Origin of the sequence: Streptomyces sp. HUAS MG91 (assembly GCF_040529335.1) — a bacterium.
GTDB classification, from domain to species: Bacteria; Actinomycetota; Actinomycetes; order Streptomycetales; family Streptomycetaceae; genus Streptomyces; species Streptomyces tabacisoli.
This window is the reverse complement of sequence record NZ_CP159534.1, coordinates 299,915-314,093: the sequence shown is the minus strand read 5'-3', so window position 1 is coordinate 314,093 and position 14,179 is coordinate 299,915. Positions and strand designations below refer to the sequence as shown.

Sequence of the window (14,179 nt, the reverse complement as noted above, 5' to 3'; positions counted from 1 at the left end):
CTGCCTTCGTCACGGGAACGGGGGAGGTGCCCCGAGCCTGACCGCCGCCGCGCGGACACGTCTTCGTACCACGGGCCAAAACAGCTGCCTTCTTTTGTGCGCTGCTCCGAACACCACCACGAATCGGTTCACATCTCCGTGCTGTCCGAGGCTTTGCCGGTGTCCGGGCCGTCGGGGGCGTCGTGGCCGTCGTCCGAGGTCGCGAGCCGCATCGCGAGGGTGACGATCAGCCGCGTGTCCGGATCGTCGAGGTCGAGGCCGAAGCGCTCCCGCACCCGCTTGAGCCGGTACCGCAGCGTGTTGGGATGCAGCACCAGACGCCGCGCCGCGCGCGGTATGTCGCCCGCCGCGTCCAGGTACGCCGTCAGCGAGCGGACCAGGTCGCCCCCGGTCGCGCGATCGGCGGCGACCATGTCGTGCACCGGACCGCCGTGCCGATCCCACAGCGGCCGGACCGCGTCCAGGACCCGGAGCACCGCCACGCTCTGCCGGACGTCGTCGGGGCCCGCGTGCCGCGGCGGCGGCCCGCCGTCGGCCCGCGCCTCGCGCTCCCGCAGGGCGCGCACGACGAGCCGGGCCTCCTCGGCGGACGCGGCGGCCGTCAGCGGCGAGGCCACGACCGGGCCCGCGCCGACCCGCACGACCGGGGCGTCCGGCATCGCGGCGGCCAGGGAGGCGAGGTCCCGGGCGAGCGCCACCGCGTCCCGGTCCTGTCCGTCGGGGACCGGCAGCAGCACGGTGAGCCGGTGGCTCTCGCGCAGGTACCGGGTGCCCGTCCTGTGGGCCCTGGCCTGGAGCGCGAGCGCCTGGAAGACGCGCTCGGGGAAGGGCGCGACGGACTCCTCCTGCTCGGCGACGACCACCGCGCAGGGCGTCTGCGCGGTGAGCCCGAGCGACCACATGTGGGAGCGCCGGTCGCCCTCGCCGGACAGCAGCCCGCGCACGGCGTGCTGCTCGCGGCGCCGCTCGGAGCCGACGCGCAGCCGGTGCTGGAGCAGATACGGCACGGCGACCTCGGCGGCGCGGCGCAGTGCTTCCCGTGCCTCGGGCGCGAAACCGGCGCCGTCGGCCGCCGCCCAGATCGAGCCGAGCATCTCGCCGCCGTTGCGGATCGCGACGATCAGCCGCTCCGGGTCGTCGCCGTCCGCGGCGCGGTGGATGACGTCGCGGGAGCTCCACAGGGCGCGCAGCAGGCCGGCCCGCCGCAGCTCCGCCACCCGCCAGTCGGGGACCTTCCCGCCGAGGATCGTCGACTGCCGGACGGGGTCGGCGTCGGGGCCGGTCGCGGAGTGCGCCAGGACCCGGAACTGGGTGTCCTCGACGGTGATGGAGGCACCGCAGTACCGGGCGACCTCGGCGGCCAGCACGGCGAGCCCGCCGCCCGCGATGTCGCCGACGAGCCGGTCCCCGGTGCCGAGGGCCGCGAACGCGCAGGCGGACCGGACCAGCTCGACGGTGTCCGCCCAGTCGGCCCACCCGGCCCGCGCCAGGAGCGCGAGACCGGTCTCCCGCGCGGCGGCGACGATCTCCGCCGGGGGAGGGCCGTCGCCGGTGTCCCTGAGGACGAGGGCGGTGGCGCCCCGCCGGGCCAGCTCACGCACCCGCTCCGCCGCGGCGGCCGGGTCCGCGGTGAGCCCCGCCGCGAGCACGAGGTGCCCGTCGTGCGGCCGGGCCGCGTCCTCGTCGCCGATGAGCACGCCGCGCACCGGGACGTCGGGCCCGGACGGCGCGAGGACGAGGCGCAGGACACCGTCCTCGTCGTGGTCGAGGACCTGGCGCAGGGTGGCGTCCTGGGGCGGGGTGATCACGAGAGCAGGATACGAAGCCGCCCCGGGTCGTTCGTCTGCGAGCGCTGTGACTTTAGACCTTAAAACTTAGCCAGGTGAATAAGCCCCGCTCGATCGGGCATTTCATGAGGAGTGCGACATCAGGGGCGCACGATCAGGGGTCGAGCGACAGGGGAGGGCGCGAGAAGAGGAAGAGGCGGTTACGTGGCGAGGGACATGGTCGTCCGAGGAGCGGGCCCGCGCGGTCCCGGAGGCCCGTCGCGGGACGGCCCCCCGGGCCGGGCGCCGATACGGGTGTACACCGTCCTCGCCGCACTGGCCGCCCTGTACGTGATCGGCCCCGTGCTGCGGGCGGCCGCCGGACCCGCGCTCGCCCGGGACCTCGGCGTGAGCCGGGAGTCGATGGCCGCGGGCGAGGTGCTCGGCGCCGTCGGCGGCGTCGTCGCGCTCTTCGTCACGGGCCGGGCGGGCGACCGGTTCGGCCGCCGCCGGGTGCTGGTCTGGTCGCTGGGCGTGTTCGGCACCGGCTGCCTGTTCGTGGCCTTCGTCGCGCAGCCCTCCGCGTACATCGCCGGACGCGTCCTCGTGACCATGGCCGCCTCCGCGATCTTCGTGACCTGCCTGGCCTTCGTCCCGTCCCTGTCGCTGCCCGGCCGGCTGCGCCGGATCATGGGGACCTGGCTCGCGATCATGTCCCTGGTGTTCCTGGCCATCAGCAACGTGGCCTCCTTGATCGTCTCCACCCTGGGCTGGCGGACCGTCTCCCTGACCTTCGCCGTGCTCGCCGTCGTGGGCACCGTCGCCGTCCTGCGGATCGTGCCCGAAACAGCCGTCTCGGGTACCTCGACCCGCCTCGACGTGCTCTTCTCGGGCTGCCTCGGTGCGGCGGTGCTGCTGATCACCGGCCTCTACCTCGCGCCCGTACGCGGCTGGTCCGACCCCTGGGTCCTCGCCCTGCTCGCCGCGTCGCCCGGCGCGGTCGCCGCCGGGCTGCTGTGCTCGCGCAGCCGACGGCGCCTGACCGGCGCCCCGCTGCGCCAGCCCGGCACGGCGCTCGTCGCCGGGGTCGTCGTCGGCTTCACCCAGATCGTCATCGCCCTGACCCTTCCGGCACTGGTGATCACGGGCGGCGGCACGGCCACCCAGGGCGTCCTGGCCGTCTCCGCGTTCGGCCTCGGCGGCGCCGCCGCCTGCCTGCTCGCCCGGCACACCGCCTTCACCCCGCTGACCGGCTGCTCGCTCGGTCTGCCCCTCGCGGCGGTGGGCCTGGCCCTGCTGCACACCGTCCCGATGGGCGCGGGCCCGGCGACCGCCATGTGCTGCGCGATGTCCGCGCTGGTCGGCTTCGGCATCATGACCGCCCAGACCCCGCAGATGGCGGGCTTCCTCGCCGCGCTCCCGCACTCCCGCCTGGGCGCCTTCTCCGCGCTCCACCCGACCGCCATCGTCCTCGGCACGGCCGCCGCGCAGGCCATGCCCGCCACCTCCGTGCTGCGCACCGGGCCGACCTCCGCCGACATCGGTGAACTCCTATGGGTCGCCGTCGGCGTCGTGGCCGCCGCCGCACTCGTCGTCGGACGGCCCGCCGTCGCCCTCGCCGTCGCGGGCACCGCCGGTCTGGAGTACCTGCTCATCCGCGGCGTCGCCGGCGAACAGGTGGCACAGCGGCCCGGCACCGTCATCACGGCCCTCGCCATCGGTGTCCTCGCCGGCGTCCTGACGTTCCTGCGGCGCCAGCAGACCGAACGGCACGCCCGTACCGAGCAGGCCGCGGGCGCCCTCCAGCACGCCGTGCTGCACCCGATCCCGGCCCGACTCGGCGGCCTGCGGCTGGCCGGTCTCTATCGCCCCGCCACCGTCGGCACCGGCATCGGCGGCGACTTCCTGGAGGCCGTCGACACCCCCTTCGGCACCCGCATCCTCGTCGGCGACGTCCGCGGCAAGGGCATGCCGGCCGTGCAGACCGTCACCGACGTCCTCGGCGCCTTCCGCTGCCAGGCGCACGAGGTGGCGGACCTCGGCGAACTCGCCGCCCGCCTGGACCGGCAACTGGTGCGCGCCGCGGGCGCCCGCGGCGACGAGGAACTGTTCGCCACCGCCGTCCTGCTCCAGCACGGCGCCTCGGGCGACACGGTCGAGGTGGTCAACTGCGGCCACCTCGCCCCGCTGGCCGTCTCCGGACGCAGCGTCCGCGAGATCGCCGTACCCGCCCTGCTGCCGCTCGGCTTCGGCGCCCTCGGCGACGACCTCCCGCGGCCCGCCACGGTCGGGCTCGCCCCCGACGAGACGCTCCTGCTGCACACCGACGGGCTCAGCGAGGCCCGCAACTCCTCCGGCGAGTTCTACCCCCTCGCCGAACGCCTGGAGGTGGCGGGAGGCACCGAACCGGGCGCGCTGGTGACCCACCTCAACAAGGACGTCCACGACTGGACCCATCACCTCACCGACGACATCGCCGTCGTCGCCCTCACCCGCGAGACGGCCCCCGCACCGTGCTCCCGGCAGGCGGACCTATCCCTGGCCTGACGACCCGTCATTGTCAGTGGCACCAGGAAGAATGAACAGCATGACGACGACTTCTGCCGTTCCCTCCGGCCTGCCCGCGCTGTCCGACTCCGCCGCCTACGCCCAGGCGGTGCGGGACGCGCGCCGGGCCGCCGCCGCGTACTACGAGGGCGGCACCTCCGCCCTGGACGACGACGCCTACGACCGGCTCGTGCGGGCGATCACGGTGTACGAGACCGAGCACCCGGACGAGGTGCTGCCCGACTCGCCGACGGACAAGGTCGCGGGCGGCGCGGTCGAGGGCGACGTCCCGCACACGGTGCCCATGCTGAGCCTGGACAATGTGTTCTCCGGCGAGGAGTTCACCACGTGGGCGGCCTCCCTGGAGCGCCGGATCGGCCGCGAAGTCACGAGCTGGAACGTTTCGCCGAAGCTCGACGGCCTGGCCGTCGCCGCCCGCTACCAGGAGGGCCGCCTCACCCGCCTCGTCACCCGCGGCGACGGCACGGCGGGCGAGGACGTCTCCCACGCCATCGGCACGGTCGAGGGCCTGCCCGACCTGCTCACCGAACCCGTCACGCTGGAGGTGCGCGGCGAAGTCCTCATGACCGCCGCCCAGTTCGAGTACGCCAACGAGGTGCGCACCGAGCACGGCGGCGACCCGTTCGCCAACCCGCGCAACGCCGCCGCCGGCACCCTGCGCGCCAAGGACCGGGCCTACACGGTGCCGATGACCTTCTTCGGCTACGGACTGCTGCCGCTGCCCGGCACCGACGCCACCCTCGCCGCCGAACTCCAGGAGGCCGCGCACGGGGCCCTCATGGACCGCGCCGCGGCCTGGGGCGTCAACACGCCGGCGAGCACCCAGGTGCCCGGTGTCGTCGTCACCACCGTCGAGCAGGTCGTGGAGCAGGTCGAGCGGATCGCGGGGCTCCGCGCCGAGCTGCCGTTCGGGATCGACGGCATCGTCGTCAAGGCCGACCTCGCCGCCGACCAGCGGGCCGCGGGCTCCGGCACCCGGGCGCCGCGCTGGGCGGTCGCGTTCAAACTGCCCGCCGTCGAGAAGATCACCCGGCTGCTCGACGTCGAGTGGAACGTGGGCCGCACCGGCATCATCGCGCCGCGCGCCGTCCTGGAGCCGGTCGAGATCGACGGCTCCACGGTCACGTACGCCACCTTGCACAACCCCGCCGACATCACCCGCCGCGGCCTGCTCCTCGGCGACCAGGTGATGGTCTACAAGGCGGGCGACATCATCCCCCGCATCGAGGCGCCCGTCGCCCACCTGCGCACCGGTGACGAACGGGAGATCGCCTTCCCCGCCGCGTGCCCGCAGTGCGGCTCGGGCATCGACACCAGCGAGCAGCGCTGGCGCTGCGAGCGCGGCCGCAACTGCCACCTCGTCGCCTCGATCGCGTACGCGGCCGGGCGCGACCAGCTCGACATCGAGGGCCTCGGCCACACCCGCGTCGTCCAGCTCGTCGAGGCGGGCCTGGTCACCGGCCTGCCCGACCTGTTCGACCGGCTGACCCGCGAACAGCTGCTCGGCCTGGAGCGGATGGGGGAGACCAGCACCGACAACCTGATGGCGGCCCTGGAGGCGGCCCGCAAGCAGCCGCTGTCGCGGGTGCTGTGCGCTTTGGGCGTGCGCGGCACGGGCCGCTCCATGTCCCGCCGGATCGCCCGGTACTTCGCCACGATGGACGGGATCCGGGCGGCGGACGCGGAGGCGATGCAGCGGGTCGACGGCATCGGCGCCGAGAAGGCCCGCGTCATCGTCGCCGAACTCGCTGAGCTGGCGGACCAGATCGACCGGCTCGCGGCGGCCGGGCTGAGCATGACCGAGCCCGGCGCCACACCGCCCGCAGCCGACGACGACCCGGAGACGCCGGGCGCCGACGCGGGGCCGCTGGCGGGCCTGAAGGTCGTCGTCACCGGGGCGATGACCGGCCCCCTGGAGCAGCTCTCCCGCAACCAGATGAACGAGCTGATCGAGCGGGCCGGCGGCAAGTCGTCGGGCAGCGTCTCGAAGAACACCAGCCTCCTCGTCGCGGGGGAGGGCGCGGGGGCCAAGCGGGCCAAGGCCGAGAGCCTCGGCATCCGGCTCGCCACCCCGGACGAGTTCGCGGTGATGGTCGCCGACTTCCTCGGCTGACCGAAGCGCGCGGCCGTCGACGCGGACGGTGCCGTGATCCATCCGCGACCGGGCGTCCGGAACCGCCGGACGCCGTCGGGACGTGCTTGATCATATGGACGTCGAACAGGACGGGCAGAAGGCGGAGCGCACACGCGGGAGCAACCGCCGGTGGGTGATCGCGGCCGGTGCGGGCATCGCCGCGGTCGCCGTCGCGGGCGGCGTGGTGCTGGCCCGGTCCGGGGCCCCCGGCATCGCCGCGCCCGGTACCTGCCGCACCACTGCTCACGGCACCGCGCCTGTCGCGGCCCCGGCGGAGAACGACCGGGCGCCCGCCGGCACCGCGCCCGCCGCCGACTTCGACGGCGACGGTCACCCCGACCTGGCCATGGGAGCACTGGGCGACGTGGAGAACGCCGACGCCGGCGGCAGCATCGCGGTGGCGTACGGATCGGGCCGCGGCACCGGCCTCGCCCGGTGCCAGTACCTCACGCAGGACGACGCCGCGATACCGGGAAAGGCCGACTACGAGGCGTACTTCGGTTCCTGGGTGGCGGCCCGCGATCTCGACGGGGACGGGTACACCGACCTCGCCACCGCCGTCCACGACGACGAACCCGGCGTGATCATCCTGTGGGGCTCCCAGGACGGGCTGAAGAGCGCCGCCCGCGTACCGGGCACCGACGGCAGCCATGTCTCCTGGGCGCCGGACCCGGGTCTTGAGGAGCGCCTCGTCGCGGGTGACTTCGACGGGGACGGGCATGCCGACCTGGTCTTCGGGCTCGGTTCCGACAAGGGCCTGCTCAAGGGCCCCTTCAGCCGCGACGTCTCGCCGAGGAGCACCGGCCCGGTGTCCGCACCGCGCAAGCCCGCACCGGACATCGGGTCCGCGGACTACGCGGGCCTCGTCGCCGGGGACCTGGACGGCGACGGCGCCGACGAACTGATCGCCTTCCATCACGACGAGCCCCTCGGCACCGCCACGTTCGAGGAACGGTGGCCGGTCAGCTACTTCCACGAACGTCGCGGCGGCCTCGTCCAGCCGGGCGGCATCGGCCTCCCCGACGCGGCGGCGGGTGCGGTCGGCGACGTGGACGGCGACGGCGTCGCGGACCTCGTGCTCAGTCCCCGGCGCGGAAAGGTGAGCCACAGCGCGGTGACCGTCGTCCACGGCTCCAAGTCCGGTCCGGGGAAGGGAAAACCGTCGACGACCATCGACCGCGACACCCCCGGCGTGCCCGGCGCGGAACCCCGAGACGACGACGCCGCCTTCCTCTCCCTGGACACCGGCGACGTCAACGGCGACGGCTACGCGGACGTGGTGGCCGGCTCCCCCCGCAGCGAGGCGTACGCGAAGACCGGCCCGGAACAGGTGCTGCTCCTGCTCGGCGGCCCCGGCGGCCTGACCGGTCGGGGCGCTCGGGTCCTCGACGCGGGCGACCTGGGAGGCAGGAAGACCGAGCGAGCCGCGTTCGGCATGTCGGTGCGCCTCGTCGACATGGACGGCGACCACCGGGACGACCTGGCCGTGGCCGCGCCGGGCGACGACAAGGTGCGCAGCTCCGCGTGGGTGCTGCCCGGCACCGGCCACGGCCTGTCGACCTGCGGCGTCACCCGGCTGTACGGCGACGGTTTCGAGCGCGACGGGAACCTGCGCCTCTACATGGGAGGCGGCGGGATCGCCCGCTAGGCCGCGACAAGCCTCGCCGGGCACGCTCTAGGGCAGGATCGAGTCCACGTAGCCGCCGTCCACGCGCAGCGCCCCACCCGTGGTCGCGCTCGCCTGGGCCGAGGCGAGGTAGACGACCATGTTGGCGATCTCCTCGGGCTCGATGAGGCGCTGGAGCAGCGACTGGGGGCGGTACTCGCGCATGAACGTCCGCTGGGCCTCGTCCCAGGGCAGGTCCCGGTCGACCAGTCCGTACACGAAGTCCTCGACGCCGCCGGTGTGGGTCGGCCCCGCGATGACGGAGTTGACGGTCACGCCGGTCCCGGCCGCCTGCTTGGCGAAGCCGCGGGTGACCGCGAGCAGTGCCGTCTTGGACATGCCGTAGTGGATCATCTCGGCGGGGATCACCACCGCCGAGTCGCTGGCGATGTTCTGCACCCGGCCCCAGCCGCGCTCGGTCATCCCCGGGAGGTACTGGCGGATCATCCGGACCGCCGCCAGCACGTTCACCTCGAAGTAGCGGCGCCACTCCTCGTCACTGATCTCCAGCGGGTCGGCCGAGTCGAAGATGCCGAGGTTGTTGACGAGGATGTCGACCCGCGGCAGCGCCTCGGCGGCGTGCCGGGCGCCCTCGTCGGTGGCGACGTCGGCCACCACCGGCACCAGTGCGGCGCCGGGGGCGTCGGCGCCGATCCGGTCGATGGCCTCCTCGACCCGTTTCCGGGTACGGCCGTTGATGCCGACGCGGGCTCCGGACCGGGCGAGCCCGGTGGCGATCGCGGCGCCGATCCCCTGGGTGGAGCCGGTGACCAGCGCGGTCCGTCCGGCCAGATCGATCTGCATACGGGCGACTCCTGATGACGGTGACGGGTGTGCGCAGGAGCCCTACCCGGTGCGCGCGACGTGCACCGGCCAGATGTGGACCGTCGGAGTGACGGGCGGGCGCCGCCCAGCGGCCGGGGAGACCGGGGAAAAGTCGGTGCGGGAGCGCTCCCACCGTGGCAGGGTGCGCCGCATGAAGAACACTCCGTTCGTCCGTCCCTACCAGCTCACCGACCGTGAAGCGCTGGGACACATCTGCGTCATGACGGCCCATCAGGGGCGGGACTCGACGTCGCTCTACCCCGACCACGAGCTGATGCCGTCGATCTTCGCCTACCCCTACGTGCACCTGGAGCCCGACTTCGCCTTCGTCCTGGACGACGGGGAGGGAACCGCCGTCGGCTACGTCCTGGGCGTCCCGGACACCACCGCGTTCGCCGCCCGCTTCCGCGCGGAGTGGCTGCCCGGGGTGGCGGGCCGGTACCCGCCGGTCGACGGAGCGGCCCGGACGCCCAGCGAGGAGATGATCGGGCTGCTGCACACACCCGAACGCATGGTCAGGGACGAACTCGCCGACTTCCCGGCGCACTTGCACATCGACCTGCTCCCGCCCTGGCAGGGCAAGGGACACGGCCGCGCCCTGATGCACACGCTCCTGGAGGCGCTGCACGAGCGGGGCGTGCCGGCCGTCCACCTGTGCATGGTGCGGGCGAACACGGCGGCGCGGGCGTTCTACGACCGGCTGGGCTTCCGGCTGCTGACGGTTCCGGATCCCGGGCCCGTCTGGTACCTGGGCCGCTCCACGGCCGTGGCCGGATGAGACCGCGCCGCCCCGGTCGTCAGCCCTCGTCCTTGCCGTAACGGCGCTCGAACGCCGCGACGCGCCCCTCGGTGTCCACCGTGCGCGCCTTGCCCGTGTAGAAGGGGTGACTCTCCGCGGAGATCTCCACGTCGACGACGGGATAGGTCTCCCCGTCGTCCCACTCGATCGTCGCGTCGGTCCGTGCCGTGGACCGGGTCAAGAACGCGTAGCCGGCGGCCTTGTCCCGGAAGACCACGGGCCGGTAGTCGGGATTGTCCTGAGCCATGCCTGCTCCTTCGCTTCGGCCTGTGCCCATCGTCGTCCACCGGCCGGACCGGCGCCATGCGAGGGCCGCGGGCGGGCCTCAGGCACCGTAAGGGCGATCCCGCTGTTTGTCCCGGCCGGATCCGGCTATTCGCACACCATGGCGAACACACAGGACAACGGAGAGACAGCCGCACGGACGACCAGGACGGCGCAGCCCGCCGCGGCCAAGGCAGCGAAGAGGACCGCGGAGAAGACCGCGTCCAAGGCGGAGGCGGCCGGTGCGGGAGCGGGCCGCGCGGCGCGCACGGCGGGCACCGAGGGAGCCCGCGCGGCGACCACGGCGACCGCCGCGCTGGACACCGCCCGCTCCACCGTGACCTCGGCGGCGGGCCAGGCGGTCTCGGCCGCGACGACGGCCTGGGCCGTGCTCAAGAACCGCAAGATCGTCGCCGCCGGTGTCACGGCAGGCGCCACGGCCCTGGTCGCGGGTTCCTACGCGGCCGGACGCCGCGCGGAGCGCGGCAGCCAGGGGCCGTTCACGCGACTGACCGGCGGACGGGTCTGACGGGCCGCGGGCCGCTCAACACCCGTCCGGAAGAACGGAGTTGAGCGGCACCGCCGCCACGCTGTGCCCGCGCCGGTCGAGCAGCCGCCCCGCGTGCTTGAGCGTGCGCAGCACCACCGCGCGCTCGGTGATGCGCAGCTCCAACTGTGCGAGACGCCGGTTGAGCAGGGCCTCCGTGGTGTGCACCTCGGCGAGCGAGCGCACCCAGATGTCCAGGATGAGATTGTGCGTGCTCGCGGTGATGCTGCACATGCGCAGCCCCGGCAGCGTCCGCAGCGCGCGGACCGCCGCGTCGAGGTTCTCCGCGGGAACGGCCCCGAAGTAGACCACCGACACCGGAAACTCGGTCAGCGGCCGGGCCAGGGTGCAGCGCAGCGACAGCCGCCCGCCCGCGGTCAGCGTCCGCAACCGGCGCCGCACGGTCGCCGTACTGGTGCCCGTGGCCCGCGCCAGCGCCGACAGCGGCATCCGGCCGTCGGTGCCCAGCGCGTGCGCGATCCGCCGGTCGACGGGCCGGATCGGCTCGTCCGGCACACCGCCGGGGACCTCCGGCCGCAGCAGCGTGCGCTGCGCCGGCGTGAGACTGCGCATCCGCCACTGCGCGCCCTCGACCGGCACCGCCGTGATGACGTGCAGCCGGGGGCCGCGCACCCCGGGCAGCCGGGCGACGCGCTCACCCGCGTACCGCGCCAGGTCGTCGAAGGAGGACGCCCCGACGATGGCGAGCAGATCACGCCCGCCGGAGGTCTGTTTGAGGCTGAGCATGCGGGAGTCGGCGGCCAGCGAGGTCAGCACGTCCTCGGGCAACTGCCCGCCGGTCTCGATCTCCACCTGCGCGTAGACCGACCCCTCGTCCCGGTCCAGGGACAGATAACCGTCGACCCAGGCGGCCCCGGTGCGGGCGAGCCGCTCCCAGCGCCGGGCGGCGGTGACCGGATCGATCCCGAGCTCCTCCCCGATCAGTGTCCAGGGGGCGCGGGTGTTGATCTGAAGGGCGTGCACCAGCGCCAGATCGAGCTCGTCGAGCCGCACCCGCTCCAGGTCCCGGGGGTCGACGCGTCCACGCACATCCTGATCAACTACTTCTACACGGCGGCCGCCAGCGTCGTCCTCGCGCTCATCGGCGGGTTCCTCATCTCCCGCGTCCTGGAACCCCGGCTGCCGCGGCCCGCGCAAACCACGGATCCCGCCCCCGCCGACGACGCCGACACCGCTGTCACCACCGAGGTCACCCCGCTCCAGCGCACCGCCATGCGCCGCGCGGGCCTCGCCGTCCTCGCGTACGCCGCGCTCGTCCTGACCTGCTGGCTGGTCCCCGGATCACCGCTGCGCGGCGCGGGCGGGGCGCTGGTCCCCTCGCCGGTCCTGGACGGCATCGTCCCGCTGCTGTTCGTGGCGTTCCTGCTGGCGGGCGCCGTCTACGGCCGCACCGTCAAGGCCGTCACCCGCTTCGAGGACGTACCCCGGATGATGGCCGAGGCGATCACCGGCATGTCCGCGTACATCGTGCTCATCCTGGTCATCGCCCAGGTGATCGGAGTCTTCGACTGGACCGACCTGGGCACGCTGCTCGCCGTCAAGGGCGCCGCGCTGCTGCAGTCCGTCGGGCTCACCGGATATGCGGGGCTGCTCGCCTTCGTCCTGCTGGTCTGTGTCCTGAACCTGTTCATCACCTCGGGCTCGGCCCTGTGGTCGCTGGTGGCGCCGGTGTTCGTGCCCGCGTTCATGCTGCTCGGCATGGAACCGGCCGCCACCCAGGCGGCGTTCCGCATCGGCGACTCGGCCACCCAGATGATCACGCCGCTCAACCCGTACGTGTTCCTGCTCCTGACGGTGCTGCGGCGCTACGAACCCGAGGCGCGGCTGGGTTCGCTGCTCTCGCGGCTGTCGGTGTTCGTCGTCCCGTTCCTGGTGGCGTGGCTGGCCGTGCTCGGCGTCTTCTACGGGCTCGACCTGCCCCTCGGCCCCGGGGCCGCCCTGCGCACACCATGACGACGGGGGCGCGTCCTCGTCCCAGGACGCGCCCCCAGCTCATCGGATCCCTCGGTTCGTACGACGGGATCGGGCTCCGAGTGCCCCCGTCGGCCCGGCTCAAACAGGCGTGCCGCTCCGGGTGTTCACGCGGCCTGCGGTTCGTCGGAACCGCGGGCCGCGGCCTGCTCCAGGACCCGGTCGGCGGCGGCGAGGGCGTCGCGGATCGTACGGGTCCCGGTGCAGACGCACAGCGTGTAGGTCACGTCGTCGAGCTGCCAGCGCAACTCCTGCGAGGGCCGCTCGCAATGCCGCATCTGCAGATCGGCGTAGCGGCTCAGCAGGGTACGGACGAACGTGGCGTCGGGCATCAGCATGGAGGGCCTGCTCTCGCTCGGGGGGCGGTACCTCCCCATGCCCGGCCTGTCACGGTCCATGCGCACCGCGTGCCCGACGTGACCTGATTCACTCGCGAACGTGCCCTGGTGGGAGGCTAGTTGACGGCCTTGTGGGCGGCCTCCGCCTCCGTATCGGCCGAGCCGGTGCGCAGCGAACCGCCCGCCGTCTCCAGGTGCGCGCGGACGAACCACTGGAACTGCTCCAGATCGCGCAGCTGTCCGATCAGCAGGTCCTCCGTGGCGGTGTCGACGGCACCGGCCGCCGCGACCGCCCTGCGCAGGTCCTCGATGACGCCGGTGTAGACGACGTCGAGCGCCCCGAGATGGGCGATGGCGTCGGCCCGGCCCACGCTGTAGTCCTGCCAGGTCCGGGCGGCCACGAGCGCGCCGGGCGTGCCCTGGCTGACCCCGCCGAGGGCGGCCGCGCGCTCGGCGACGTCGTCGGCCATCGCGCGGACCTTGTCGACCTGCGGATCGATCATTTCGTGGACGGCGATGAAGTGCGGACCGACGACGTTCCAGTGGACGTGCTTCAGCGTCAGATGCAGATCGTTGAGCGCGTGCAGACGCATCTGGAGAATCTCGATCAGCTCTCCGGCCTGGTCCACCGTGAGGCCGGGGACGGTGTACTTCGGAGTGCTCTGCAGAGTCATGGGGGGTGTCTCCCTTCGTACCGGACGGGCTGTCCACCCCCACTACCCGCTCTGCGGGATCCACACATTCCGCCCCGTGCGAGAAGGATCACCGTGGGGCGCGGGCGTGTCGGAATGCATCTGTCCGCCGGAGCGGAGTCCGAATCGCCCGCGTGTCGGGTTGACGCGCTGGCGTCTGCCGCAGTCACGGGCTTCGATCGTGTGACATGCGGCCCCCGCTCCCCGCCGCCGGCCCCGCTCCTTGCCTAGCCTGGGCATCCGCCGACGAGGAGGTGCTCTGATGTCCGAGAACGAGCCGGAACGCTCGGGACTGCTGGGCGTGGAGATGCGGCGTGTGCCGCTGGACGACGGCAGTGTGGTGACGATCGTGTGCGACGCGGGGCTCTCCGCTGAGGAGGCGCGGGCCCGCGCCCGGAACATCACGCAGGACAACCGGATCCGCTAGGGCGTGGGTCCGCCGGGGAGGGCCCGTCCTCCCCGGCGTCTGCGCGGAGCGGCATGCGTGGCGTAGAAACGCCGTACATCGGCGTCGCCCGGAGCGTGCCCGGCGGCGCGGTGGGAAGACGGAGTGCCTCGCGAGGCGGGCACCCCGGCCCGCTTCCGCAC

The 14,179-nt window shown here is 73.6% G+C and carries 13 protein-coding genes; 7 read left to right on the top strand and 6 right to left on the bottom strand.

The window, feature by feature from the left end; all coding sequences use genetic code 11:
* Nucleotides 1-128: 128 nt before the first annotated feature.
* Entirely contained in the window at nt 129-1,808 is a 1,680-nt protein-coding gene (locus tag ABII15_RS01590) for a helix-turn-helix domain-containing protein (RefSeq protein ID WP_353940411.1), read from the bottom strand.
* 183 nt (nt 1,809-1,991) lie between these two features.
* Between ABII15_RS01590 and ABII15_RS01585 the strand changes: the two genes are divergently transcribed.
* From ABII15_RS01585 to ABII15_RS01575, 3 genes are all read left to right on the top strand, one after another.
* The gene (locus tag ABII15_RS01585; protein WP_353940410.1) at nt 1,992-4,313 is read left to right on the top strand and encodes an MFS transporter; all 2,322 of its coding nucleotides are present in this window, start codon (nt 1,992-1,994) and stop codon (nt 4,311-4,313) included.
* A 31-nt stretch (nt 4,314-4,344) separates the two neighbouring features.
* On the top strand, nt 4,345-6,447 hold the full coding sequence (gene ligA, locus ABII15_RS01580) for an NAD-dependent DNA ligase LigA (protein WP_353940409.1): 2,103 nt from the start codon (nt 4,345-4,347) through the stop codon (nt 6,445-6,447).
* Between the two features lie 94 nt (nt 6,448-6,541).
* Nucleotides 6,542-8,116 carry an FG-GAP and VCBS repeat-containing protein gene (locus tag ABII15_RS01575; protein WP_353940408.1) on the top strand — a complete coding sequence of 525 codons (1,575 nt, stop codon included), beginning with the start codon at nt 6,542-6,544 and terminating at the stop codon, nt 8,114-8,116.
* A 27-nt stretch (nt 8,117-8,143) separates the two neighbouring features.
* Here ABII15_RS01575 and ABII15_RS01570 read toward each other — a convergent pair whose 3' ends face one another.
* Nucleotides 8,144-8,938 carry an SDR family oxidoreductase gene (locus tag ABII15_RS01570; RefSeq protein WP_353940407.1) on the bottom strand — a complete coding sequence of 265 codons (795 nt, stop codon included), beginning with the start codon at nt 8,936-8,938 and terminating at the stop codon, nt 8,144-8,146.
* Between the two features lie 172 nt (nt 8,939-9,110).
* Between ABII15_RS01570 and ABII15_RS01565 the strand changes: the two genes are divergently transcribed.
* A complete protein-coding gene (locus tag ABII15_RS01565) occupies nt 9,111-9,737 on the top strand; it encodes an N-acetyltransferase (protein WP_353940406.1) in 627 nt (208 codons plus the stop codon).
* Between the two features lie 19 nt (nt 9,738-9,756).
* Here the strand turns inward: ABII15_RS01565 and ABII15_RS01560 are convergent, their stop codons facing one another.
* Complete coding sequence (locus ABII15_RS01560) at nt 9,757-10,005, bottom strand: type B 50S ribosomal protein L31 (RefSeq protein ID WP_111665025.1); 249 nt, start codon at nt 10,003-10,005, stop codon at nt 9,757-9,759.
* A 138-nt stretch (nt 10,006-10,143) separates the two neighbouring features.
* Here ABII15_RS01560 and ABII15_RS01555 point away from each other — a divergent pair, with 138 nt between their 5' ends.
* Nucleotides 10,144-10,551, top strand: coding sequence for a hypothetical protein (locus tag ABII15_RS01555; RefSeq protein WP_353940405.1), 408 nt, complete (start codon nt 10,144-10,146; stop codon nt 10,549-10,551).
* 15 nt (nt 10,552-10,566) lie between these two features.
* On the opposite strand, the gene ABII15_RS01550 is transcribed toward ABII15_RS01555, so the two are convergent.
* A complete protein-coding gene (locus ABII15_RS01550; protein WP_353940404.1) occupies nt 10,567-11,583 on the bottom strand; it encodes an Lrp/AsnC family transcriptional regulator in 1,017 nt (338 codons plus the stop codon).
* Here ABII15_RS01550 and ABII15_RS01545 point away from each other — a divergent pair.
* On the top strand, nt 11,548-12,543 hold the full coding sequence (locus ABII15_RS01545; RefSeq protein ID WP_353940403.1) for an AbgT family transporter: 996 nt from the start codon (nt 11,548-11,550) through the stop codon (nt 12,541-12,543). The genes ABII15_RS01550 and ABII15_RS01545 overlap by 36 nt on opposite strands.
* A 125-nt stretch (nt 12,544-12,668) precedes the next feature.
* Here ABII15_RS01545 and ABII15_RS01540 read toward each other — a convergent pair whose 3' ends face one another.
* Together ABII15_RS01540 and ABII15_RS01535 are read right to left on the bottom strand one after the other, a co-directional pair.
* Nucleotides 12,669-12,899 carry a DUF5133 domain-containing protein gene (locus ABII15_RS01540; RefSeq protein WP_353940402.1) on the bottom strand — a complete coding sequence of 77 codons (231 nt, stop codon included), beginning with the start codon at nt 12,897-12,899 and terminating at the stop codon, nt 12,669-12,671.
* Nucleotides 12,900-13,015: 116 nt separating this feature from the next.
* The gene (locus ABII15_RS01535) at nt 13,016-13,573 is read right to left on the bottom strand and encodes a DNA starvation/stationary phase protection protein (protein ID WP_353940401.1); all 558 of its coding nucleotides are present in this window, start codon (nt 13,571-13,573) and stop codon (nt 13,016-13,018) included.
* Nucleotides 13,574-13,853: 280 nt separating this feature from the next.
* Here ABII15_RS01535 and ABII15_RS01530 point away from each other — a divergent pair, with 280 nt between their 5' ends.
* Nucleotides 13,854-14,018, top strand: coding sequence for a hypothetical protein (locus tag ABII15_RS01530; protein WP_353940400.1), 165 nt, complete (start codon nt 13,854-13,856; stop codon nt 14,016-14,018).
* Nucleotides 14,019-14,179 lie beyond the last annotated feature (161 nt).

What these genes read in the sequence shown, in the direction of transcription:
- ABII15_RS01535 (WP_353940401.1), bottom strand. Translation starts at nt 13,573, where the DNA reads ATGACTCTGCAGAGCACTCCGAAGTACACCGTCCCCGGCCTCACGGTG.
- ABII15_RS01530 (WP_353940400.1), top strand. Translation starts at nt 13,854, where the DNA reads ATGTCCGAGAACGAGCCGGAACGCTCGGGACTGCTGGGCGTGGAGATG.
- ligA (WP_353940409.1), top strand. Translation starts at nt 4,345, where the DNA reads ATGAACAGCATGACGACGACTTCTGCCGTTCCCTCCGGCCTGCCCGCG.
- ABII15_RS01560 (WP_111665025.1), bottom strand. Translation starts at nt 10,005, where the DNA reads ATGGCTCAGGACAATCCCGACTACCGGCCCGTGGTCTTCCGGGACAAG.
- ABII15_RS01540 (WP_353940402.1), bottom strand. Translation starts at nt 12,899, where the DNA reads ATGCTGATGCCCGACGCCACGTTCGTCCGTACCCTGCTGAGCCGCTAC.
- ABII15_RS01570 (WP_353940407.1), bottom strand. Translation starts at nt 8,938, where the DNA reads ATGCAGATCGATCTGGCCGGACGGACCGCGCTGGTCACCGGCTCCACC.
- ABII15_RS01565 (WP_353940406.1), top strand. Translation starts at nt 9,111, where the DNA reads ATGAAGAACACTCCGTTCGTCCGTCCCTACCAGCTCACCGACCGTGAA.
- ABII15_RS01575 (WP_353940408.1), top strand. Translation starts at nt 6,542, where the DNA reads ATGGACGTCGAACAGGACGGGCAGAAGGCGGAGCGCACACGCGGGAGC.
- ABII15_RS01555 (WP_353940405.1), top strand. Translation starts at nt 10,144, where the DNA reads ATGGCGAACACACAGGACAACGGAGAGACAGCCGCACGGACGACCAGG.